We start from the raw sequence: 22,441 nt of genomic DNA, 5'->3' as shown, positions 1-22,441 counted from the left end.
GCCGGAAACACCTTTAGATCCACAGACCCCCGAGGGGTGCCACGGCCACAGTTGTCCAGTTGTAGGTCTGGTCTTCTCGTCGCAGCGCGATCAGCGTTGCCTGTCGAATAGTCACCCGGGCGGGTGGCTGGTCACGTAGTTCGGCGAGGCGGGCGCAGATTGGTCCGGTCGGCGCTTGCGAACCGCTGTAAGCGACAGTTACGTGGGGCCGAAAGCCTTCTGCAGCCTCCGGAACTGCCGGCCATACCGCGCTGATGGCATCACGAATGGTGGCGCGCAGGTGTTCGACGCGGTCCCAGGGGCGGACGAGCAAGCCAATCCCTTCGGCATCGGGGTCGACAGGGCCAAGCGACAGCTCCAGCGGCTGCAGGCCGGCGCAGCGTTGCTGGGTCTCCGCGACGATCGCCTCGATGTCGTTAGTGGTGACCTCGTCCGTGAAGCCGAGACCTTGCATGGTCAGGTGCAGCCCATCAAGCGGCACCAAGTCCAGCCCGGGCAGAGTGAGTTGGCGTTGCAGGCCGGTGACGAGACGATGAAGCTCAGGTTGGTGCTCGAAGGTGAGGTGCCAGGTGTAGAACTGGCGGTCGGCTCGCCAGCCTGGGCGCCAGTACCAGTGAACGGTGAGTTCGGGTAGATCCTGGTAGGCGGTCCAGCGCTGTTGCAGGTTGGCCAGTTCCCGGCTGCTCATGACAGCGATGGTAAGGCGGCTCGGATGACACCGGCCCGCGGGCGGTCGGCCAGCAGGTCGGCGACCTGCCTTAGCCGCGGATGGCGAGCGAAGGGACGAGCGGCGGCGAGGAACTGCCGGGCGCGTTGATGGACCGATTCGAAACGCTGCTCCGAGGTAAGGGTCAGCGCTTCCACCGCCAGCGTGGCGGCCTGGTCAGGGTCGGGACGGCTGGCGTGCAGGTGAGCGGTGGCCAGATCGAGGCGACTGAGTGCCCGCGGACCGGCCATGCCTGCGGCGTCGAACGCGGTGATAGCGACGGTCAGATGATCGGTGACGCCTGCGGTAAGGCCGAGCGCCAGGTAAGCAGTCGCCGCGTTGGCCGCAGTTCTTGCCGGACAGTACGGGCCGAGGGTGAGGCTCGCGCTGACCGGCGAGTCAGCCGGGTAGTTGGACAGCATGGTGAAGGCATCGTCGACAGCACGGTCTACCCCATACCGGTCGCCGAGATGAGCGAGGGCTCGCGCCAGACCGTTGATCGCGAGGCGGATACGGTGCCCGCTGGCGCTGCCACGACGCAGGCCATCTTGGGCGTAAGCCAGCGCGTCATGGTACTCACCGGCGTAGAAGGCAACCAGGCTCTGCGTGGCACGCGCCCAGGCTTGGACGTCGGGCTGCTCGGCAGCTTCGGCCAAGTCGAACGCTTCGGCGGCGTAGGCGTGCGCCACACCGAACGCGCCGAGGTCAAGGGCGAGCGCGCCAAGAAGCCCAGACAGGTGAGCGGCGACGGCGTAGAGACGGGCCCGTTGTGGCGGGTGCTGCCGACCGGCCATGAGCTGGTCGACATAGGGGCGCAGCGGTCGCAGACGCCCTACGAGAATCCCAGGGGTGAGGCGCTCGTTGTCAGCGATCGCCTCCCGAAGCTCATTCTCCAAATACGTCAGGCGGACGTTGTCATCAATGAGCCCTTTTCATCCTGCGTAGCGGTTGGCTTCGACGTGGTGCAGGACGAGGATGGCCTGCACGATCGGGGTCGCTCGCCGTGGGCAGCAGCGCAGAGTGGTCAGGATCTTCCAGGTCTTGAGGGTGGCGATCGCGCGTTCGCCGCGGGCGCGGATCTTCGCGTGGGTCCGGTTGACGGCCTTCTGCCGGCGTGACAGCTTCGGGCGGAAGCGGCGCCGCTTGAACGGGGTGCGCACGCTGCCGTGGGCTCCTTGGTAGCCCTTATCGGCGAAGGTCATCACGTCTGCGCTGGTCAGCGCGTCGATGATGCCGTGGGTTCGGGCTGCGGTCAGGTCGTGGACCGAACCGGGCAGCGCCGGGGAAGCCCAGACGAGCCGGCCAGCGGCATCGGCAATGACCTGCACGTTCACGCCGTGGTGCTTGTGTTTCCCGGAGTAGTAAGGACGCTGGTCGGCGACCCGGTCGATCGGAATCAGGGTGCCGTCCAGGATCGCGTACGCCAGCCGGCGGATTCGTTCCATGGCGGTGGCCAGACCTTCAGCTACCGAGCTGAGCAGGGCTATCGCCTCCTGCACGTAGCGCCAGGCGGTGGTGATACCGATCTCGAAGCCGGCCGCGAGTCGGGCGTAGGTGTCGCCGTTGCGCAGATGGGCCAGAGCCAGCAGCGCCTGCCGGCCGGGATCGAGGCGTCGCCACCGGGAGCGGCGCTGCTTGCGGTGGCCGCGGATGCGTTCGGCGAGGTGGTTCAGGGTGCGGCTGGACAACGGAATCGTGGCGGGGTAGGACAGCATGGCGAGGCTCCCGGTCGGGGCTTCGAGTCTTGGTCGACAGCTGTCCTACCTGGAGCCTCGCACCCATCGATCACCGGGCCTGCCACACCCGCCCTGAGCTGCAAGATCAGCTTGGAAAAGGCTCACTCGATGCGCAGCCGAGTGCGACACCCCGAACAACGGGCCGATCTGTCGCATCGTCAAGTTCGTGCGCCAGTAAGTCGCCACCAGCAACACCCGGTCGGCCAGGTCGAGCGCCCACTGCCGGCCAGGTCGCCCGTCCGCGATGCCGTCACCGCCACGCTCGGCGACCAGCCGGACCAGCTTCCGGAACTGGACGGGCTGCAGCCCCGTGAAGGCAAAAATCCACTCAGGCTGGGCTGCCGTCATCACCTGCACCCAGGCATCCTGCCCGATCATCCTCAACAGACAGACGCCAGGGTTACGAGGCGTCCTTTAGGCTGGTGGTGGCGCCGCTAGATATTGGTGGCCGATGCGCGGACGCGGCTTTCGATGAGCGGGGATGGCGTGATCCGAAGACGGGCGTGGCAGGAGCTGCGACGGCAGCCTCGGTGGTTGCTTTGGGTGCTGCTGGTATCGACCAGTTGCACCTTTGCTTCGACGCTGATGAGGGACCCGAACCAGGGGTTCGGTGGTCCGGTGTTGCACTTCGCCGTGCTGTGTGGGTCCGGTGCGCTGCTCGTGTCATTGATCGTCCTGATGCTATTGCGGGGAAGGGCCGGCATCGGTGACCGGTGACCGAACACGGACGTCCAAAGCCGCGTGATGACACCTCGTCCGCGACGGACCCGTCACCGGGTTACGAGACATCGCTTAGGAAGCTCTAGAGGGTGTGCCATCGACCGCCGGCCACAGCCAGTTGTCGTGTCGCTGAGCAACGCACGATCGACGACAGATCCGGACGGCAAGGAAGCGAGCATAATCACCTAGTACTCCAGCAGGAGATCCGTTCTGGCCTGCTGGGGCGGTGTGGTTTGTCCGTGGGCATGGAGCAGCCACCGCTGAGTTCTTGTGGTTGTGTGGACCCAAGATACGGCGGTGGCTGCCGCCTGCGGAGTAGACGCCCGGCGATGGTTTGGGCTGTTCGACGAGCTGATGGACGTGGTCGCGTCGCGCTTCGGCCGGCCTGAGTCCCGGCGCCGGGTACGTGACTTCATGGCCGGGCTGCTGGCGCCACTGCCGACTAAGAACTAGACCGGCTGCGCGCGGCGGGTATGACGTGGGAGGCGGTCGCCTGCTGGCTGCACGGGCCGATGGACGCCGACGCCTGGTCGGCCGTCATCCCGATCATGGGGTACGGGGCGCTGCTGAAGAACCTGCGGAACTTCGACGACGTTGGCGTGCCGGACGAGGTGGCCGAGCGGGTCGCCGCGCGGCTGGCCGACCCGGCGCGGGTGGCGAAGTCGCGGCTGTTCCCGTTCAAGTTCTACGGCGCCCACAAGGCCGTCGGGTCGTTGCGCTGGGGTGCCGCGCTGGAGAAGGCGTTGCAGGCTTCGCTGGGTAACGTGCCGGCGCTGCCGGGGCGGACCCTGGTGGTGGTCGACCAGTCGCCGTCGATGTTCCCCGGCTACCCGTTCTCGTCGAAGCAGCAGCACACGCACATCACCAACGCGGACCTGGCGAAGCTGTTCGGGGCCGCGGTGGCGCTGCGCGCGGCGGAGGCGACGACGGTCGGGTATGGCAACACGTCGTACCCGGTCGACTTCCGCCGCGGCGATGCGCTGCTGCGGGTCATGGAGAGGTTCCACTCGGTCGACGGGACCGACACCTTCGGGGCGGTCGCGGCGCACTTCAAGGCCCACGACCGGGTCCTCATCGTGACCGACGAGCAGTACAACGGCGGCCGGTACCACTCGATCGACCAGATCGTGCCGAGGGACGTCCCGGTCTACACCTGGAACATCGGCGGTTACCGGGTCGGCGCGAACGCGTCCGGCGCCGGCACCCGGCACACGGTGGGCGGGCTGACCGACCACGCGTTCCGGCTCGTCTCGCTCTTGGAGGCCGGCCGCAACGCGGCCTGGCCGTGGCAGGTCACCCAGGTCTGGTAGGCGGGTCGGTCCGCCGGATCAGACGGCCCCCGCACCGAGGTGGTGCCGGGGCCGTCGTGTGCCGCAGGGTCTTGTGGGCCGCTGGGCTCGCGCAGGTACTCCCTGCGCTGATTGGCCGATTTGATCAAGTTCTGCTATGCTTGTCGCGGCACTGAGGGTGCCCCTAATCAATCCGATCGGTTGCGGGTTCGAGCCCCGTCGCCTCCACTCGCGGGGGCGTAGCTCAATGGTAGAGCGGCGGAATGTCTCACCGAGGCCGGAGCGGGATGCCGCTCCGGCCTCGGCGTTTCAGGAGACCCGCTGCCCCTCGCGGTTGGCGTCTGGATTGGCCGCCGCGCGCAGGTAGTCGGCAGCCCCTGCCTCGTCACCGCGGCGGCGATGTCCGCCGCCGAGGCGTAGCCCGGCTCCGTCGCCACGAGCGCGTACGTCGCCACCGGCTTGCGCGGTGCTGAAGCAGCACCCACCCGGTCTCATCGATGAGGGGACATCCGCATCATCGAATATGAGACAGAGCTGTTTTGCAGTCCCTTGTAGGTGGCGGTCGGGTCCGAAGCACGATCCCGGTGGTGGTGTGGTGTCCAACGCGGAGAGCAGATGCATCTTGCGGCCGCCACCTCCTCGGGCGCCTCGCAGCGTTCTGCGGTCGAGGGCGATGAACCCGTGGGGTACCGCCCAGGAGGGGTCACCTTGACGGGAGTGCGGGTGCGCAGCCAGCTGGCGAGGACGGTGCCGAGCAGCGTGTCGTCCAGGCGCGTCAGGATCCGCCAGACAGTGCTCTCGACCGGCACTCCTGCGGTGAACCCGAGCCGTTGCTGGGCTTGGTCGTCGAGGTCGTGCAGCTAATCGGTGATCGCGGCAAACGACGACGCCCGCCCATCACAGCACAGACCGCCACCGCCAGCAGAGGGGTCAGCGGGTAACGCACGCCCCGTGGATCGCGTGGATCAGGGACAGCGGCGAGCGCTCGCAGCAGCTCGCTATGTTCACGGTCGGTGACCGGCGTGGCCTCGGCGGTGTAGGTGGGGGCTGCTACGGCCAGTGCGGGATGAGAGATGAGGCCATCGGCGGGTGAGGTCTTCGTCGGAGTCATGAAGCGCCGCAGCCCCCTGATCACCGATGCGTCTCACCCGTTTCTTACCCTTTATGGGGCCGAACCCGTCCTGAAACTCCTGGTCAACGGCCCGCTGGCCGACTACGCAATCGCCCTGGCCGATTGGCGGACCAGGACGACGGCCCAGCGGCGATGAACTGGCCTCGACACACTCGGGTGAAACACCATGTTTTCATGGCGTTGCGGCATCGACCGGGTGAGTCTTCACCACGTCGGTGCCGCGCAGCTTCGTGAGTACGGCGTCGAAGGCCAGCCCGGCAGCGAACCCGACTGGCACGACGAAGTATCCGAGACGAGCGGCGCTGTCTCCCTGAAGCAGATTCGGGTTGGTTGTGAGCTGCGCCGCGAGAAAGAGGACTGCGGACAGTCCACCGGCGGCAGCGCCGAACACCGCCGCGCGCAGCCACTCGCCAACCTCGTCGAAGACGTTGCGAATCAGCGCCCCGGACACCGCCGCACACAGCGGCCCGAAGACGAGCAGGGTCACCGCCGCCCAGGTGCCGGGCCGCCACGCCGTGGCTGCAGGCAGCGTGGCGAGACCCGCCGCCAGGAACACTAACGCGGACAGCAGGCTCCATGCTCGACGGCGCGTCTCGGCGGTTGTCTGACGCTGCATCTGTTCCTGCTCGCTCAAGCGCCGTTCGTGCTGCCGTAGCAATGACGCAACGACGGCCTCTGCTGAGCCAGGACGCCACCTGGACACCATCGCCGACAGGTCTTCCTCAGACGCGACGTCCGGCTCGCCATGCATGCGTTGCCACGCCTTCTCGGCAGCTCCTCCGAACGTGCCGATCGGCGCTACTGCGACTCGCCGGGACAGCGCAATGAGCCCGGCGATGAACGTCGACCGGCCGCCGCCAATGAGCAGGATTGCATCGACGTGCAGCAGTGCCCGGTAGAACGAAACCTCCCAATCGGGTGTGGGCTCGGGTCGCGTGTCGAAGAGTTCGGGGTGGGTTTGCGCCTCGGGGAAGTCTGTGGGATCAGCCCGATACGGACCGCGCACCTCGATGGCCCCCGGCCTCGCCTGGCCGGACTGGGCGTAGCCGCGCACTACGGCGGACTCGACGAAGTCTTCGTCGCTGCTGAAGACCACCAGCCTGCACCCGTGCTGTGCCAGTTTCCGCCCGATCTCCTCGGCGGCGCGGGCGGCTACCGCCACGTCACGCAGCGGTGGATCGTAGGGCCGCTCTGTCGCCACGCTGCCCACTACAGCCACCGTTGGCGTGCTCATGCCACCTCCCGGACGATGCCGGCAACGATCTCGGTCGGAGACATCCGCGTGGCACGACGGTATTCCAGTTGGCTGAACAGGTCCACGCCCGAGTCCGCAAGCAGCACCGGAAACACCCGCATTCGACCGCTGAGAGCGGCATCCATCATCCGTCGCCCTTCTTCCATGCAGTACGAGCTCGCGACATAGTTCGGCGACAGCAGAGGCACTCCAATCGCGGCTGTCGCCAAGCTGGCCAACATGTGGTCAAGCCACCGTGCGCCGTGCGGTATCGCGGCCGGCCTCCTATAGTCGAAGACCTCTTGGAAAGCACTACTAAGCTCGGCGCCGATTCGATCGGCGTACTCGTGATCCTCTTTCGCATAGCTGAGGAAGACGAGGTGGTTTAGCTTGGCGGCCGACCGGAAATAGCGTTGGGCGTCGACCCGGTTGTCGATAAGACTCGGCTCACTTACGATCTGCCCGATCCGCTCCTCCAGGGCAACCTGTAGTCGCTCCGGCTCGCTCCATCGGATAATGTCCTTTGTGTAGTGTGGGGCGAGTTCGCCGTAGACCAGTTCTTCGGATGCGACGTCTGGTGGTCCATCCACCGGACCAATCCGCAGGACAGGTATACCGTGGCCCCGCAGGAACGCCACCGCGGCCACGGCCGACGGTTGGCTCATGTCGGCTAGCACCCAGTCGCACCTTTGGAGCTGCGCCATCAAGCCACCGTCGATGGCGATGGGCCAGGGCAGGACTTCCACCGCATAGTTGAATCCCTCGACGGCGGCCGCGGCAGCACCTCGCGCCTCGCCCGTTGGCGGTACAAGCAATCCGACCGCGGCGGTGTCGCGCGCTGGGAGCTTCTGAGCGTGGTTGCCGATCGATCGGCAGAACATGGCGAACTCGTCGCGAAGATGGCGCCGTGCCGTCTTCATGCCTTGGCTGAGGATCTCCTGCGCCGAGTAGCGGAGGCTGACGAAACCCGGCGGCCCATGCAGCCTGTTCCCGAACCGGCGGTCGATGAACAGGATCGACGGCTTGCGGTAGCGCATCGCCATGTCGAGCTCGAGCTTGAAGTACCGGGTGGCCCGCAACAGATCTGCGGCCGGCAGATCCTCAAACGGATCGTCGCTCAAAGAGTAGATGCCAGCGAAGATCTCGACGTCGCGGATCCTGCGTTCCAGGCGGGTCGTGCTCGTCGCCTTCAGGCCTCGGTCGACCTCGAACTGAACATCGGCGACCTGGTCAATCAGGTCGAAGAACTGCAGGTTCACCGCAGGCGACCGGTAGCGATGGCTGAGGAATGCCTTGACGTTAAGCCGGCCACTGGGAGCGGTCACCTGGTGACAATTGCAAGCACCCTGTGTGGCCGTCAAGAACCACAGGTACTGATCCGGATACCCCAGCCGCTTGTCTTCGTCCTGTCCGGGCCGCCGGTAGGTAGTCCTCAGGGTTGTTGCCCAAAGGTTGGCCTGAGAGCATCTCGTCGACCAGCGCCGGCAACACGTCGTCGTGGAACGAGGGTACGTTGCCGGGTATCAGGGCCAGGATAGTGTTAGGGATGCGGTCGACCGGCTGCCGGCTCGCTTCCCCTAGCGCCAGCCAGCCGGCGCGAAGGACTTGCTGCAGGCCGGCGAGACCTATCCTGCCACGATCCCGCTGTCCACGCGGGGCCTGAACCACCTCGCCGAGCTGCTCCGCGCTCACCGCGTACGACGGGGCACCCGCTACCGGCGTCTGGACCCCGGCAGGCAAGCGCTGCTGGTGCTTGCGCACCTGCGCAACGGCGACACGCGGCGGTGTCCGGAGATCCGGCCAGTGCCCCTGGTACGCCGAGGGTGACGTCTTGATAGGAGCCGTCACGGTCACCGGCTCCTGCCGCATTCGGGCGACCCAGTTGCGCAGCGTCTCGTGGTTGACGCCCAACTCCGGTCCAGGTAGCGGGTCGTGCGACCGAAGCCGGGCGCCAGCGACCGGCCCGGCGGCGGAACTCCTCGGGGCACTTGCTTTCCCGAGCCACAGCGAGTTTTTGCCTACTCGGCAGGATGCCAAGTTGGGACTCAGGGTCACATCAGGAGGAGTGAATGCAGCGAGCGTGTCCCTTGAATACCTCGGCAGGCTTCCAGCGGCGCCCTCGAAAGGCCTCCTAGCTGCCGGGGGAACCTCAGGGCCTGGCAACCCCTCGATCTAGGGCATGTTTCGTAAGTCGGGCTGGCGGTGTCGAGGTCACGGTGTGGCGGTGATCGATAACTGAAGAGGTCTCCGGTATCTGGTTTTGCGACCAAGCAAGAACGTCATACCGGAGACCTCGTGGCCAGCGTAGCGGTGACGAGGCGGCATGACCTGACCGAAGGGCAGTTGGCTGTTTTGGCTCCGCTGTTGCCTGCACCTTCGGCTACGGGTCGTCCGCCGAAGTGGGAGAAACGGCAGCTCATCGACGGGATCCGGTGGCGGATCCGCATCGGTGCCCCGTGGCGGGATGTCCCGGCCGCGTACGCGCCCTGGCCCACCGTCTACGGCCTGTTCCGCCGGTGGCAGCGCGACGGGACCTGGGACAAGATCCCGTCGGCGTTGCAAGCCGCCGGCGACGCCGACGGCCGGATCGGTTGGACGGTGAGCGTGGACTCGATGACCAGCCGCGCCCACCAGCACGCCGCCGGCGCCCGCACCGACGGGCACCTGCAGAAGGAACCACCCGGCGGCGTGCACGACGAGCCGGCCGATCACGCGCTGGGCCGATCACGCGGTGGGCTGACCACCAAGACTCACCTGGCCTGCGAGCAGGGACAGAAGGTCCTGTCGATGACTGTGACCGCCGGGCACCACGGGGACAGCCCGCAGTTCATCCCGGTCCTGCGCCGTATTCGCGCGACCCGCCTCGGCGTGGGCCAGCCCCGCGCCTGCCCCGACCTGGTCCTGGCCGACAAGGCCTACACCAGCCGCGGCAACCGCACTACCTACGCAAGCGAGGGATCAAGGCGTGCATCCCGCGAAAGAAGGACCAGGACGCCCACCGCAAGGCCAAGGGCAGCCGCGGCGGACGCCCGCCGACGTTCGACCCAGACCTCTACCGGATGCGGCATGCCGTCGAGAACGGCATCGCCCCGACTCAAACGCCACCGCGGCGTGGCCACCCGCTACAACAAGTTAGCCGTCCGCTTCCAGGCCGTCCTGACCATCACCATCATCTGCGAGTGGCTCTGACCAGCTTATGAAACACGCCTTAGGTCGTCCCGGTAGCGGTGGCCCTTGAGAAGATCGCGAGCCTGCCCTAAATGGCGAGCCGAGCCCCGGCCACGATTCCGGCCGTCGCTTCCACCGTCGTGAACGGCGCCTCGACGATGGCCTGCCACAGCAGCAGCGGCCCGGCAACCGCCAGGGCGAACACTGCGGTGCCGAAGGCGGTCCGCCGCTGGGGCGTCCCGCACGGCGCCTCGGGGCACCAGGTCAACTACCGCTGGACCAACGTGATGGCCCGCCCGGAGTGTGGGGCTGGACTTCTGCTGCGCTTTCATCACGATTGCTTCCACCCGCCCTGGGAGGAGCCGTGGGACATGGACTGGTCGTGGCCAATCGACGCCGACGGGGTCCAACGGATGAAGGCTGCCACCCGTCGGGTGCCCGGACCCGCTGCAGCCATCCTGCGAGTGTCCCGCGCACCATACGTTGCGCGAGACCGCCGAGAGACCGCTACCGCGTGACGTCTCGGTGACGATCGTGCTGACCGAGGACGGGCTGCCGCAAGTCCAGTCGGTACACGTAAGGCTGGCAGGAACGATGGGTAGACGGTCAGACGTGGCGGACGTTCAACGTGGCCCCCGTTTACCCCCGAAACCCAAGCCAGATGTTGGCGAATAGTGACAAGGGTCGGTGAGGTCTTTAGTGACGTCCTTGCAGCTCAACGACCACCTCAGGCCCTCGACGGTGTACCGGATGGGTCCCCGGTGGCGGCCCGGGGACCCGTGCAGTCCGGGTAGGGCGATCGTCAACCGATCGAGATGGCACCAACAACACGCAACCCGAGATGGACATCGGTTCGTGTCGATCAACCGACACGAACCCCCATGCCTGCGGCCAGCGTGTAGCGAACAGGTAGAGGCGCACATTTCCCTTGGTGACGGGTGTTCTGCTAATGGGGGAGCGGGACGCGGTGGACGGGCGACGCCCGTGTCGGCCCCCCCGTTTACCCCCGACAATCCTCGCTGAAAGTTGACAATCAGTGACAGGAAGCGCCCAGTGACTGCTTGTGTCTGTGCAGCTCAGCGCCTGATTTCGGCAATCGACGACAAGTTGGATTCGGCTACTTTCCGTTACAAGGCGTCTTGACAGCCAATGACAAGTCCTGAGGGGATTCGACAAGAGGTTCTCGTGGGTTCAGTCCTCCTTGGGCGCCGAGTTGTTCGGTCGGACGGCTCGGCCCGATCCGCCACTTCTGATGGATGCCAACCGGCAGTCGCAGCAGCGTAGGTTCGCGCCCGAGCCCTTCGTCAGCCAGCCACTCGAGCGCCTCCTCTAGCTCAGCCATACAGCATTTCCTCGGCATCCTCGAGAAGTTGTCGTACGCCGGGCCGTTCCCGCACTTCGGCCGGCAACTCGCTGTAGACACGCACGGACTCCTCGGCGGCCGCCTGCGACTCGACGTGGCGACCGAGGGCATGCAGGGCGCGAGCGCTGCCGTTCAGCACGGTGACGAGGTTGACCCGGTGCGCGGCCGGCCGCTCGGCCGTGAGCTCCCGATAGAGGAGGCTCGCTTCGGCGTACGACTCAGCGGCTCCCTCGGGCTGGCCGAGCGCCCGCTGCACCTGGCCTTGGTTGTTCAAGGAGGAGGCGAGGAATTCGGTGTAGGTCGCCCGGTCTTCCGCGGCCAGCCGGCGCCGGATTGCCACGGCCTCGGCTACCGCGTCCATCGCCTCGCCGGTGCGCTCCGCGGCCAGCAGGTCGACGGCGTAGTTGTTGAGGCCGACGGCGAGGTCGGCCTCGAACACGGCGGGCCGGGCCGCGGCCAGCCGCCGTCGGATCTCCACCGCCTCGGCCGAGGCGGCCAGTGCCTCCGCGGTGCGGTTGACGTGCGAGAGCGGCTCGCTCAGGTTGCTCAGGGCGGTCGCGAGGAAGTGCTCGAACGAGTCCGGACGCAGCTTGGCCAGCTTGCGATAGGCGGCTACCGACTCCGTCATCACCTCGACAGCCTCCGGATAACGGCGCAGGCCGTCCAACTGCATCCCCTCGTTCACCAGCGAGGCCGCCACCTCGTGCAGGTGGGCGTTCGGGTCGATGGCCGCCCGCCGCCGATAGATCGCGGACGCCCGGCGCGCGTCGGCCAGCGCCTCGTCGTAGGCGCCCAGCCCGTGCAGCCAGATGCCACGGTTGCCCAGCGCCCCGGCCAGATCACCCTCGTACTGGTCGAGATCAGACTCCACGAGCCTCGCGTAGAGCTGGACGGCCTCGCCGCAGGCATCGGCGCCCGCCCGGTGCCGGCCGAGGGCGGCGAGGACGGTTCCGAGGGTCATCCAGGCATAGGCCAGGTCGGGCTCGTGCTCCGGCGGATCCTGGGCCGCGAGCGTGCGATAGAGATCCCGCGCCTCCTCGGCACTGGCCAGCGCGGAGGAGCGGTCGCCTACGTCGAGTTGGGTATGCGCGAGATTCATGACCGCGTGCGCCAGGTCGGGGTCGGCCGGAATGCCGGCGGCCGCAATCCGGTACGCCTCGACGGCTGCCGCCATCTCGGTGCGGGCCTGCTCGCGATGCCCGGCCACGCTAAGGCGATAGCCGAGGTCGACATGGACGTTGCCCCGCGCCCGCGGCCCGTCGGCGGCGGCCAGGCGCTGGTCGGCAAGGCGGCGTTGCAGGGTGAGCGCGGCCAGGTCGAGGTCGAGATGGCGGCCCTTGGGCAGGTGCGGCTCGATCTCGACGAGCAGGTCCAGGTCGACCCCTTCGGCCTTGGCCAGGGTGGCCAGAGGGCTGCCCCCGGCCTCAACAGCCAGACGGGGATCCGAGCGCAGCACCGGATAGAGATGCCGGGCGCCGACGTGGGGCCAGCGCAGCGAGGCGGCGGCCAGGGTGGACATAGCGGCAGAAAGCCACGGTCGCGACGAGCCGGCCGGATCGCGTTCCAGCAGACGCGCGAGCAACGGCCCGGCCCACGCCGCCGACGGGTGCGCGGCATCGTGGCCGTCCAGGGTCAACGCCACGAAATCCTCGGCGAGCCGGTCGGGATAGAGCGGCTGCAGCCGTTGGGTGTTGTCGGCGGGATAGCAGACGGCGTGGTCGTCGGCGGCCATCACCGGATCGATGTGGCCGGGCAACGCGTCGCTCAGCAGACCGGCGGCCTCGGCCGACGGCCTGACCCCGCACATAGACGCGACGAAGACGACCCGGCGCATCAGGTCGGGCCGCAGGCGACCGCCTCGGCCGTAGCGATTGGCCCAGTGCAGCTGTTCACGATCGAGCAACGAGAGGGTGAGGCCGGCCAGGTCGGTGGGCAGCGGACGGGCGTCGACCGCGACCAGGGCCGCCATGTGCACGGCCAGGGTCAGGCCGAACTCGGGCCGGGCGAGCAACTCACCGATGCCGGTCGGAACTCCCTCGTCGCCGTCCTGGAAGGCTCGGTGGGCCACCTCGAACATGTGGCGGCGGGTGTCACCGGCGCCGGTCAGCGGAGACAGACGCTCGGAAGCCAGCTCAAGGTGACCGGCGTTCAGTGCGCTGGACAGTCCCCGCCAGGTGGCATCACTTCGGCCGAGGAACAGCGCCCGCACCGGCACCGATGCCCGCGCCAGCAGGCGATTCTCCAGCAGCAGCATCAGGTGCGAGACGGGCCAGCGGTCGGCGTAGTCGACAATTACCATGACGCCGGGGGCGTTGGCCACTCTGAGGTCAGGACCGGCCGACGGAGCATGGATCTGCCCGGCACCGGCACTCGCGGTGACGACCGACCACCCGTCGTCGTGGGCCTGAGCGGCCACCTCGTCAGCCAGCCGGGTCTTGCCCTGCCCGCCCGGGCCGTGCAACCAGCGGATCCCGTACGGGGCCGGGCCGTCCCGCCAGCGCCGGTAGGCAGCCAGCTCGTCGTCACGCCCGGTGAACGGAACTACCCGGTGCCGGGCGTCGAGTAGACGACTCGGCAGCTCGGCCAGCCAGTCTTTCGGAGGTGTATCCACCCGCTCCCACCGGGCGAGCAGGTAAAGCGGTACCCCGTCGGCCCCGACGTGCAGGTCGGCCCCGACGACTCCGTGCGCGAATCCCTCGACCGCGCTGACGTGCTGTCCCACGGCCTGTGCCCCTAGCGGTTGCTCTGGCGGAAGGCCAGCAGCAGCCGGGCGGTCAGCTCGGCCGCCACCTCGGAGGCGAGGCTGTCGAGGTCGTCGGCCGGCACAGATTCTTCGGGCGGCACCTCGAGCTTGTCCCTTATCAGGAACCCGCTCGCTTGTGTCCGTGACAACTGATCCGCCCGCCCAATGGTCACCATGTTGGCCGGGCTTACCGCGAGCGCCGGCGCATATCGGGCCGCATGCGGAAGACTGAACCTGATCAAAGTGGTGATCAACGCCGCGAGGTGGTCGGTCAGCCATGACTCGTCGAGGAGGGCGCCCATGGTGTCGCGGGGGAGCGGTTTCCAGGCGGAACGTTGACCGTTGCGGCCGAGAAACAGCCCTTCCGGTCCGGCCCTGTGATCGGTCGAGACAGCCCGGGCGCCCCGATCATCGACGTCGGTCTCGACGGCGACTCTCGCGGGAAGGTGTGTGGCGAGTTCGTCGGCCAAGCTGGCCAAGCGGCGGACCTCGATGTACGGGGCCTGGGTGGCCGGGACGAGATGCACTTCCAGCGTGGACGGCTCGAAACTCAGCGTCGACCGGGTGATCCTCGACCGCCAGGCCACCTCGAGTGGTCGGCTCACCGTGCGCCACTCGGGCGTGGACGGGCGCTCGCCCTCGTGCACGTAGACGTCGCCATGCAGAGCGCCGTAGGCCGGTGCGCCGAATGCGTTAATGTTCTGGATCGAGGACGGGGAACCCGCGCGCTCCGGCCGGCGCCCGATCGAACTGGGCGGTGCGGAAAGAAAGTCCGCGATGACGGCCATCGCGAAGTCGGCCGCATGCCGGGCCGCCCGCGGCTGCCAACCGGCGGCGTCGACGATGGCCTTAGCGCCGTCGGCCCGGTCACTGATGCCGCGAACGGTCAATGTGGGCTTCCGATGCATGTGGCCCGCCCGGGCCATCCCGGCGCTCTCCATCTCGATCGCCGCGGCGTCGTTGTAGTGGGTCCGTAACTGGTCGGCCAGCGGTTGCGTGCGCGAATTCAGCACGACCTCGCCCGCGGCGACGGGCCGAAAATGAATCTTGGGGTTGCTCGGCCCGGAGAACTGCTCGCGGGCAACGGCGTAGGCGCGCTGGAGGAGTTCGTGGTCGGCGTCGTAGGACCGAGGACGCGCGCGGAATCCGTCGTCCGTCACTGAGCCGCCGTGATACGAGTAGACCTTGGTGGCGGCGACGACATCACTCAGCTGGAGATCATCGTGCAGGGCGCCAGCAATTCCGACAAAGAGAATCGCGCGTGGATCGAACGACTCGATGGCCTGACCGGCCAGCAGGGCGGCGTCGGTGGTGCCCGGCCCCAGCACCGCGATCGCCACCCGACTGGGGCCGCCGGGCAAGGACCCGACCTCGAACTGCGTGCCCGTGGCCGGATGGGAAGAGCGTGTCAGGTTTTGCAGGTGCTTTCTGACCGCATCGTACTCGAGCGGCAGCGCGGCCAGCACCACCACGTCCGCGCTGTCCTGTGTGCTCACAGGCCAAGCGTAGCGGCGGGCATCATGGACAGCGTGGACGAGCAGTGGCTTCTCGCGCGCGGCGCCTCAGCCTACGCGGTCATGCATGCTGACCTACATATCCGCGGACGTGAAAGGGCGTCGTACCGCTTGACCCGGGTCGACGGCCTGATCATCAGGGAGACCCTGACCCACGAGTGGCCCGGCCGCCGGCTGGCCGCGCTCTGGCTGTACGGGCCTGACTTCCCGCGTACGAGTGAAGTGGCCGAATCGATCGCCGCCGAGCTGGAGCAGGCCGGGTGGATTGTGCTCGACGCCCGCATTCAGCAGCCGGCCACGCCCCGGGCCCTCGACCTGGTGCCCACCGAGTCGTCGGCCGCATTGCCCGGCATCGTGATCATGGTGAACGGCGCCGACGACTGGTCGACAACTGAGTTGACCTGGTTGCTGAGCAACAACCTGGTGCACCGCCCCGACGCCCCCGTCCGCCTGCTCCTGACCGCGAGTACCATGGACGGCCTGCCCGCGCTGCGCGCCGCCCTCACCCGTCTTCAGGCCGACATCCGTCCGCTCAAGGTCGGCTAGGTCCGCATCTCGCCTGCCGTGTCCTCCACCTCGGCAGACCGTCCTCATAGAGTTCGGGATGCCGCCGGACCAGCTCGCGATAGATCTCACCCGCTTCCTCGACCGCAGCCTCGGCAATCGAGACCTGCCCCTGTCGTCTTGAAGGAAGCCCAGGTTGTTGAGCGCGTTGGCAAGGGCGGCCCGGTCGCTGTCCAGCCCCGAGCCGGCCACTCCCCGGGTGATCTCCACGGCCTGCTCGGCGACCGTCACGGCCTCCGCGCCCTGCCTCCGAAAGTGCGACGGCCAAGTTCTGCCGGGCCGCGCCCAGGTCACCGAGCAGTTTCCGTCGCCCATCCCGCACGCACCAGTCGTAGAGGTCGCAGGCCTCCCGCAGCAGGTGTCTCTCCGCCCGTCTCGAGCAGCCCGCCGAGCAGGGTCAGCGACGCGGCCAGGTCCGGTCGATGGGCGGCGTCCGCCACTGCCAGCTTCCTGTGCCTCGCCTCCTCGGCGACAGAGAGCCCTGTGCACTGAGCGGGCCAGGTCGACCCGGTGGCCCTGCATCCTCCGAAGAAGGTCGACGAACCCTGGGCGACGGCTGCGGCCTCAGCGGTGCGACCCAGCTCGAGCAGCCGGTTGCTTTCGTTCGTCAGCGAACCCGCGAGCGCGGCTTGTTAGGCGGTCGTCCGCGTCGGCCAGACGCCGGTCGATTTCGGTTGCTTCCGCCGCTGCCTCCAGCGCCTCGGTCCGACGTCCCAGCACCACCGACGAGCACTTGGGCATCGGCCCCGATCACCGCGTACGCAAAACCGGTGTTGACCTCGACCGTCTGCAGGCTCGTGCGCGTGGGCCGTCCCTTCCCTTCGCCGCGTCACGCACGGATTGAGACGCACCGGCTACCTTGGGAACCCCCGGCTGGAATCGAGGTCCCCGTCTTGGTCGTGACCGTTGCCGCCGCTGTCTTCCTGATTCTGTGTCTGACGACCCTCTGGTGGGCGACCCGGCCAGCCTCGGTCGGAGTACGCCACACACTCTTCGTCTTCGTCTGGTTATGCGCCGCCCTCACGGCCACGCTCGTCACCTTCTCACTGTTCCCGACGTCTACGGCCGACGGCACAGTCTTCGGGGTGACCCTTGGCGGAGCCGGCGCCTTCGTGCTTCTCGTTTGGACCGCCGCGCTGCGGGCCGGCAACCGGGCCGCCGACCGGGACAAACATGAGGCCGCAGCCGCCCGCAGGGCCGTCCCCGCCGCACCGCCCGAACCGGCCGGAGCTGCCGTGATCGGCCGTCAGGAGACCCACTGGTATCGCCTGCGCCGCACGGCTGTCCTGAGTATGCGCTGGATCGGGGTCATCACCGGTGACGTACGCCGGGTAACCAGCGCCGACGCCTGGGTCAACTCTGAGAACACTGACCTGATGATGTCCCGCATCCACGATTTCTCGATGTCCGGCATCATTCGCTACGGAGGTTCCCGCCGCGACCTGACCGGCCGGGTCCTCGACGACGTGATCGCCGACGAACTGGCCGACGCGGTCCGCGACCACCGCCCGGTGACCCCCGGCATTGCCATCGTGACCTCGGCCGGCGAGCTGGCCCGCACCAATGGCGTACGCATGATCGTGCATTCGGCCGCGGTCGAGGGTCAGCCCGGCAGCGGCTACCGCCCGATCCGTGACCTCGATCAGGCCGTGCAGCACGCCCTGGAAGCAGCCGAGCACCCCGTCCTCGCCGACGGCACCGCTCTCGCCCCGGCCCAGGTAGTCCTGTTTCCGCTGGTCGGCGCGGGCACCGCAGGCGGCGACCTGGACGAGACTGCCCGCACCCTCCTGCTGGCCGCCGTCGACCACCTGACCCACTCGGCCGCCGCCCCCGAGCGAGTGCTGTTCCTCGCCTATACCGAGGCCGAACTGACCGCTTGCCGGCGCGTCCTCGACGCCTGTCCCGACGTGACCAGCAAAAAGCCCGCCCCGGCCTGATCGCGCAGTCGACCTTCCGGCACTGTGGCGCGCTCGCCTACGACACTTGACCGGGTGACGCCGGTCGCCCGGCCCCCGGCTGCCCGTCCCGTGGGTTGTCGTCGATTTCAACGGTGTGGTTGCGGGTGTACGGCAGGGGAGGGGCAGCCATGGGCATCTGCGTCGTTTGTCGGGCGGATCAGCGCACGGTTGTGCTCATCGGCCGCTGGGGTGTCCCGTACGGTGCTTCGGGGCACGAGGTCAACTATCGCTGGAGCAGCGTGGTGGCCTGCCCGGAGTGTGGTGCTGGACTTCTGGTGCGCTTTGATCACGATTGCTTCCACCCGCCGTGGGAGGAGCCGTGGGAAATGGACTGGTCGTGGCCGGTCGACGCTGGCGGGGTCCAGCGGCTGATGTCTGCGCTCGTCGGGTGCACTGACCCGCTGCAGCCCTCCTGCGAATGTTCCGCGCACCGCGGGTTGCGGGACACCACCGAGAGACCGCCGCCGCGTGAGGTCCCGGAGACGGTCGTGCTGGCCGAGGACGGGCTGCCGCAAGTCCGGTCGGTACACGGCCTATAAAGCTGGCAAGACCGGTGGATAGACGGGCAGACGTGGCGGACGTGGCGTACGTGGCGGACGTTCAATCTTCGGCCCCCGTTTACCCCCCGAAAACCCGGGCCAAATGTTGGCGAAGAGTGACAAGAGCCGGTGAGGCCCGAAGACGGCTTTGCAGACCATGCTGAATACCTGCAGCTCCTGAGCCCCGCACACCGTTTCATACTGGGCCGCGCCAGCCTCAACCCGGATGTGCAGCTGTGGTCTGCTCGTCCCGCCGATGCAGGGGGAGTCAACCGCGGATCCGGGTCAGGACGGGCGGAGCCTGCGGGCCGGTCACATCCAGTCGGCGAAGACTTCGGGAAGGTGGTTGAGGTCCGGTGGTCGGACTGTGACGAGCCGGATCCCGGAGAGGCCAGCAAGCTCGATCTTGCGGCGGACCTTGGCGGCGTAGTCGTCCTGCTCCAGCATGCCCAGCGCCTCGACGTATGTGCCGTCGGGGAGGAGCCAGTCGGCGCGCAGGCCGCTGGTGTTGAGCAGGTGGTGCCGCGGGTAGTGCGGCTCCACTTCGTGTGCGATCCCATGGTGGTGCAGGAAGTCGTCGATGTGCCGTTCGAACATCGACCGGCACAGGTGTCCGTCGGCCGCGACGGAGAGAATGCCCCGCGCGGGGCGGGAGGTGTCGGCGAGTAGCCCTGCGACATTCAGCCAGTCGGTCCAGGTGCGCTGCCGGCGGCCTGGGCGGGCAGTGAGGGAATGGGTGCGGGGGATGAGGAACCGGCACAGCATCGCCTCGTCCGCGAGGGCGGGATCGGTCACGGTGATGTGGGCAAGCTGTCCCTTCGAGGGTGGACCGGAGAACTCGATCTGCGCGAGTCGGCGCAGGGCCCAGATCGTCGCGTCGGTCCACGGCCCGTCGCTGCCGTTGTCCCGCAAGACGCCCTGGTCGGCGAGGACGCAGCAGTCGAAGCAGTACGCGAGCCCGGATCCGGTGCTGTGCGCCGCCGTGCCGCAGAGACGGCACGGGTGGGTGCCGTCGTCGATGTCGTGGGTGTGGAACATCTTGCCGAGGAGCGTGCGTTGCAGCTCGAGGGTGAAGGCGGCGACGTTTGGTACGGGCTCGCGCGCCGCGCGTACGTTCAGCCAGGGACGGTGTGGCTCCGGTACCAGGTGGAGGGCCCGCGCGGTCAGGCTGCACGAGGCCGGGACGACCGTGAGGTCGTCGACGATCGGTCCGCCTCCTAGCCGGTAGATCGACTTGTCGCGGACGACGGGACGGAATGGCCCGATCTCCGCGGCCAGGAACGCGGCGGCCCGCCGGTTGTGGTCGACGGTGGTGGTCGAAGGCGACGCCCAGTGCACTTCGGCGGGATGGACGTCGTGGCGCTTGAGCAGCGTGGTCAGCGCAGCGAGATGGGGGCGGGCGTAGACGGTCAGAACGTTGGAGTCCGGGTCGTACATGCCGGCTTCCGGTAGCTCGTCGAGGTCGACGCCGTCGCGCACCACCCGCACGGACCAGATCTGCTCCCGGTCCGTCGGATTGTCGCGGAACCGATCGGTCCTGATGATCGCGTCGGGGAACTCGTTGAGCTCGGTGAAGTCGTCGGGGAGCGACACGTCGACACCGTGGTCGCGTAGGGCCGCGACGGCGTCCGGGCGGACCCGCTCGTCGATCAGTGTGAGAGGGCCGTCGGGCAACTCGTAGCGACCGACCTCGAGGCCGGACCGGTCGGTGACGATGACCCGTTCGAATCCCCAGGTGGATCGGCTGACCGCGCGAACCCCTTCATACGGGTGCGGGACTTGCCGGTAGTCCGCCCAGGTCTTCAGATCCACCGAAGCGTCGGCGTCCCACCGCTGCTGGATTCGGCTCCGCTGCGTCGGGACACCCCAGCGTCCCGTGGCCACCCGGGTGGTGAGAGCGCTACGAAGCAGTCGACCGAACTGTCCAATCAACCCCGAGCGGACGGCGTCCTCGACGGGGGCATGTGCCGCTGGCGGTCTCGCCGCCTCGAACCCGTCGACGAGCAGGTGCAGTGGACCGGCGTCTGGCAGATGTAGCCGGATACGGCCGGCCCGGTAGCCGAAGCGACGCGCCTCCGCCCGCGTCAAGGGGTTGTGGCGGCTGGGCTCCCAGTCCTCGTCATCGTCATCGTCATCGTCCCAATGGTGATCTTCAAGTGGCTCGAGTTCGATCCAGCCGTGACAGCCGATGGCATGCGGTGCGGCGGCGGCCGCGAGCCGATGCAGACTCTCGCCCACCCAGTGCAGGGTGCTGTCGTACAGGTAGCCCATGTGCCGATCGATGACCGAGCCGCCGCTACCGGACGGTGCGACCACCGCGATCGCCTGCGGGTTGTAGGCGTTGTCCGGACGGGGCGTGAGGCCCAGCACCACCGGCAGGCGCAGCTCGACCTCGTCGTGCCGGTCGCGCGCCTCGACGATCCGGTCAGCATGAGTCAGATTGTCGAGGACGAACCGGCGCAGCGCTGCGACGGAGTCGTCGAAGACCGCTATGCCCGTCGAATGACGCGTGTTCCCCGGCGGGATGAGGACCATCCCGGCAGCAGACTCGAAGGCGATGTGATCTTGCTCGGCGGGCATCAGCGGATCATGCCAGAGGCCCTGAGCAGCAGCTCTCCGGGTGGGTCGAACGGTGCCTGCGGAGGGCCGGCACCTTTCGAAAGCCGACCGGAGTAGCTTCCTCGACACACCGAGACACCGGGTACGGCTCGTAGGGCTGACCCCTTGTGGCATTCCGGGGCAATAGTTCGTTGTCACCGTGTCTCGCGCCGGCGGTACGACATGCCAGGCGGCCGCGCCGGCGGCGCGGCCGAGGTGGTAGCCGAAATGAAGAGCTGGCAGTGAGGTGCACAGCTGCGATCTGGCGAAGACCGTTGGCTGGCTGGCGACTCAGGCGAGCCAGGCCCGCCCGTTGAGGGGCCGGCGTGGACTGTGGCGGCGAACGACGCGACCGGCGCTGTCCCTGACGGGGCCCGGCGTCGACTCGCTTTCGTGCCCGGTGTCGGTCGGTCAGGTCAGCGTCGGTACCCGCCCAGTAACCGGTGACATCCGCTGTGCAGGCGGCCAGAGCGGCCACCTCAGTGTCGCAAGCCCTACACCTGCCGGCTTACCAAAGTCGAGGTTGCACGAGCATCACCCGCTACCGCCTTCGTATCGGGCGTCCATTGGGGCCCGACGTACGTGACTGTTTTTCTAGCGACGTGCTGAGGAGAGTCATCGCAACTGCCTGCTTCCTTCGGGCGGCGAGTATGGACGTTTGGGTCTCCCGCAACCGCACGCAAGCCGGCGAGGATTCGTGTGTGTTGAAGCGAACCAAGCAAGAGAGCTGGGTTGAATGGATCATCCCCCTCGTGCTTGTCCTGCTACTGGGCTGCTTGTGGTGGCTTTGTGGCCTCCCCATCATCGGGAGACGGGCCAAGGGTTGGCGGTTTGCCCTGGTTATAGTCGTGCGAGCAGCCGTTCTCGCGGGGGGCTTTTGGCTTGTCGACCAGCCTGTCAGCCAACTATGGGGTGTCGGGGTGATCGTTATCTGCGGAGTAGCGGGTTGGCTGACGATCCTACGTCGGCTCTTGTCCAACGAACGAAAATTGGCTCGAAAAGACGAGCCCTCCAACGGAACGCCGCCGCCGATTCGGCCAACTTCGAAGCTGGCGCACCCGCCGTCACGGGAGAATCTTGAGCTGACCGAGCAGATGCGCCGCCTCGTCCTCCGACGGCGCGGGCTCGAGGCCCGGACCGGGACTGGGCGGTCTTCAGCACCTTTCCGCACTTCGGC

At 67.8% G+C, this 22,441-nt stretch carries 13 protein-coding genes and 2 pseudogenes; 5 read left to right on the top strand and 10 right to left on the bottom strand.

The features are described from left to right. Positions 1-13 precede the first annotated feature (13 nt). From O7607_RS00130 to O7607_RS00115, 4 genes and pseudogenes are all read right to left on the bottom strand, one after another. Positions 14-688: a 2'-5' RNA ligase family protein gene (locus O7607_RS00130; RefSeq protein WP_269700162.1), complete on the bottom strand. Its 675-nt coding sequence runs from the start codon at positions 686-688 to the stop codon at positions 14-16. Continuing rightward, on the bottom strand, positions 685-1,602 hold the full coding sequence (locus O7607_RS00125; RefSeq protein WP_269700161.1) for a hypothetical protein: 918 nt from the start codon (positions 1,600-1,602) through the stop codon (positions 685-687). Before O7607_RS00125 ends, O7607_RS00130 begins: the two co-directional genes overlap by 4 nt. Positions 1,603-1,638: 36 nt before the next feature. After that, positions 1,639-2,421 carry a transposase family protein gene (locus O7607_RS00120; RefSeq protein WP_269700159.1) on the bottom strand — a complete coding sequence of 261 codons (783 nt, stop codon included), beginning with the start codon at positions 2,419-2,421 and terminating at the stop codon, positions 1,639-1,641. Between the two features lie 123 nt (positions 2,422-2,544). Then, a pseudogene (locus O7607_RS00115) lies at positions 2,545-2,790 on the bottom strand (helix-turn-helix domain-containing protein); the annotation flags it as partial. 845 nt (positions 2,791-3,635) lie between these two features. Here O7607_RS00115 and O7607_RS00110 point away from each other — a divergent pair. Then, positions 3,636-4,472 carry a TROVE domain-containing protein gene (locus O7607_RS00110; protein WP_269700157.1) on the top strand — a complete coding sequence of 279 codons (837 nt, stop codon included), beginning with the start codon at positions 3,636-3,638 and terminating at the stop codon, positions 4,470-4,472. Between the two features lie 754 nt (positions 4,473-5,226). On the opposite strand, the gene O7607_RS00105 is transcribed toward O7607_RS00110, so the two are convergent. From O7607_RS00105 to O7607_RS00095, 3 genes are all read right to left on the bottom strand, one after another. Continuing rightward, complete coding sequence (locus O7607_RS00105) at positions 5,227-5,562, bottom strand: transposase family protein (RefSeq protein ID WP_269706855.1); 336 nt, start codon at positions 5,560-5,562, stop codon at positions 5,227-5,229. A gap of 193 nt (positions 5,563-5,755) precedes the next feature. Further along, positions 5,756-6,817, bottom strand: a complete 1,062-nt coding sequence (locus tag O7607_RS00100; protein WP_269700155.1) for a hypothetical protein — start codon at positions 6,815-6,817, stop codon at positions 5,756-5,758. Then, the gene (locus O7607_RS00095) at positions 6,814-8,142 is read right to left on the bottom strand and encodes a toll/interleukin-1 receptor domain-containing protein (RefSeq protein WP_269700154.1); all 1,329 of its coding nucleotides are present in this window, start codon (positions 8,140-8,142) and stop codon (positions 6,814-6,816) included. Before O7607_RS00095 ends, O7607_RS00100 begins: the two co-directional genes overlap by 4 nt. Positions 8,143-8,425: 283 nt before the next feature. Here O7607_RS00095 and O7607_RS00090 point away from each other — a divergent pair. Together O7607_RS00090 and O7607_RS00085 are read left to right on the top strand one after the other, a co-directional pair. Further along, positions 8,426-8,596 (top strand): annotated as a pseudogene (locus O7607_RS00090) (IS5/IS1182 family transposase); the annotation flags it as partial. Positions 8,597-9,112: 516 nt separating this feature from the next. Further along, entirely contained in the window at positions 9,113-10,006 is an 894-nt protein-coding gene (locus O7607_RS00085) for an IS5 family transposase (protein ID WP_269700153.1), read from the top strand. 1,313 nt (positions 10,007-11,319) lie between these two features. On the opposite strand, the gene O7607_RS00080 is transcribed toward O7607_RS00085, so the two are convergent. Continuing rightward, complete coding sequence (locus O7607_RS00080) at positions 11,320-14,070, bottom strand: tetratricopeptide repeat protein (RefSeq protein WP_269700151.1); 2,751 nt, start codon at positions 14,068-14,070, stop codon at positions 11,320-11,322. An 11-nt stretch (positions 14,071-14,081) separates the two neighbouring features. Continuing rightward, positions 14,082-15,587 (bottom strand): 5'-methylthioadenosine/S-adenosylhomocysteine nucleosidase, encoded by a 1,506-nt coding sequence (locus tag O7607_RS00075; protein ID WP_269700150.1) that lies wholly within the window; start codon positions 15,585-15,587, stop codon positions 14,082-14,084. A gap of 33 nt (positions 15,588-15,620) precedes the next feature. Between O7607_RS00075 and O7607_RS00070 the strand changes: the two genes are divergently transcribed. Continuing rightward, positions 15,621-16,151, top strand: a complete 531-nt coding sequence (locus O7607_RS00070; protein WP_269700149.1) for a hypothetical protein — start codon at positions 15,621-15,623, stop codon at positions 16,149-16,151. 917 nt (positions 16,152-17,068) lie between these two features. Then, positions 17,069-18,106: a macro domain-containing protein gene (locus O7607_RS00065; protein ID WP_269700148.1), complete on the top strand. Its 1,038-nt coding sequence runs from the start codon at positions 17,069-17,071 to the stop codon at positions 18,104-18,106. Between the two features lie 872 nt (positions 18,107-18,978). Here the strand turns inward: O7607_RS00065 and O7607_RS00060 are convergent. Further along, positions 18,979-21,246: a hypothetical protein gene (locus O7607_RS00060; RefSeq protein ID WP_269700146.1), complete on the bottom strand. Its 2,268-nt coding sequence runs from the start codon at positions 21,244-21,246 to the stop codon at positions 18,979-18,981. Positions 21,247-22,441 lie beyond the last annotated feature (1,195 nt).

The organism is Micromonospora sp. WMMA1949 (genome assembly GCF_027460145.1).
GTDB lineage: Bacteria > Actinomycetota > Actinomycetes > Mycobacteriales > Micromonosporaceae > Micromonospora.
Note: the sequence above shows the minus strand (reverse complement) of the source record. Positions and strands in the feature narration are given on the sequence as shown.

Excerpts from the sequence above, each read along its gene's own strand:
- O7607_RS00060 (WP_269700146.1), bottom strand. The coding sequence starts at position 21,246 with ATGCCCGCCGAGCAAGATCACATCGCCTTCGAGTCTGCTGCCGGGATG.
- O7607_RS00100 (WP_269700155.1), bottom strand. The coding sequence starts at position 6,817 with ATGAGCACGCCAACGGTGGCTGTAGTGGGCAGCGTGGCGACAGAGCGG.
- O7607_RS00120 (WP_269700159.1), bottom strand. The coding sequence starts at position 2,421 with ATGCTGTCCTACCCCGCCACGATTCCGTTGTCCAGCCGCACCCTGAAC.
- O7607_RS00105 (WP_269706855.1), bottom strand. The coding sequence starts at position 5,562 with ATGACTCCGACGAAGACCTCACCCGCCGATGGCCTCATCTCTCATCCC.
- O7607_RS00130 (WP_269700162.1), bottom strand. The coding sequence starts at position 688 with ATGAGCAGCCGGGAACTGGCCAACCTGCAACAGCGCTGGACCGCCTAC.
- O7607_RS00110 (WP_269700157.1), top strand. The coding sequence starts at position 3,636 with ATGACGTGGGAGGCGGTCGCCTGCTGGCTGCACGGGCCGATGGACGCC.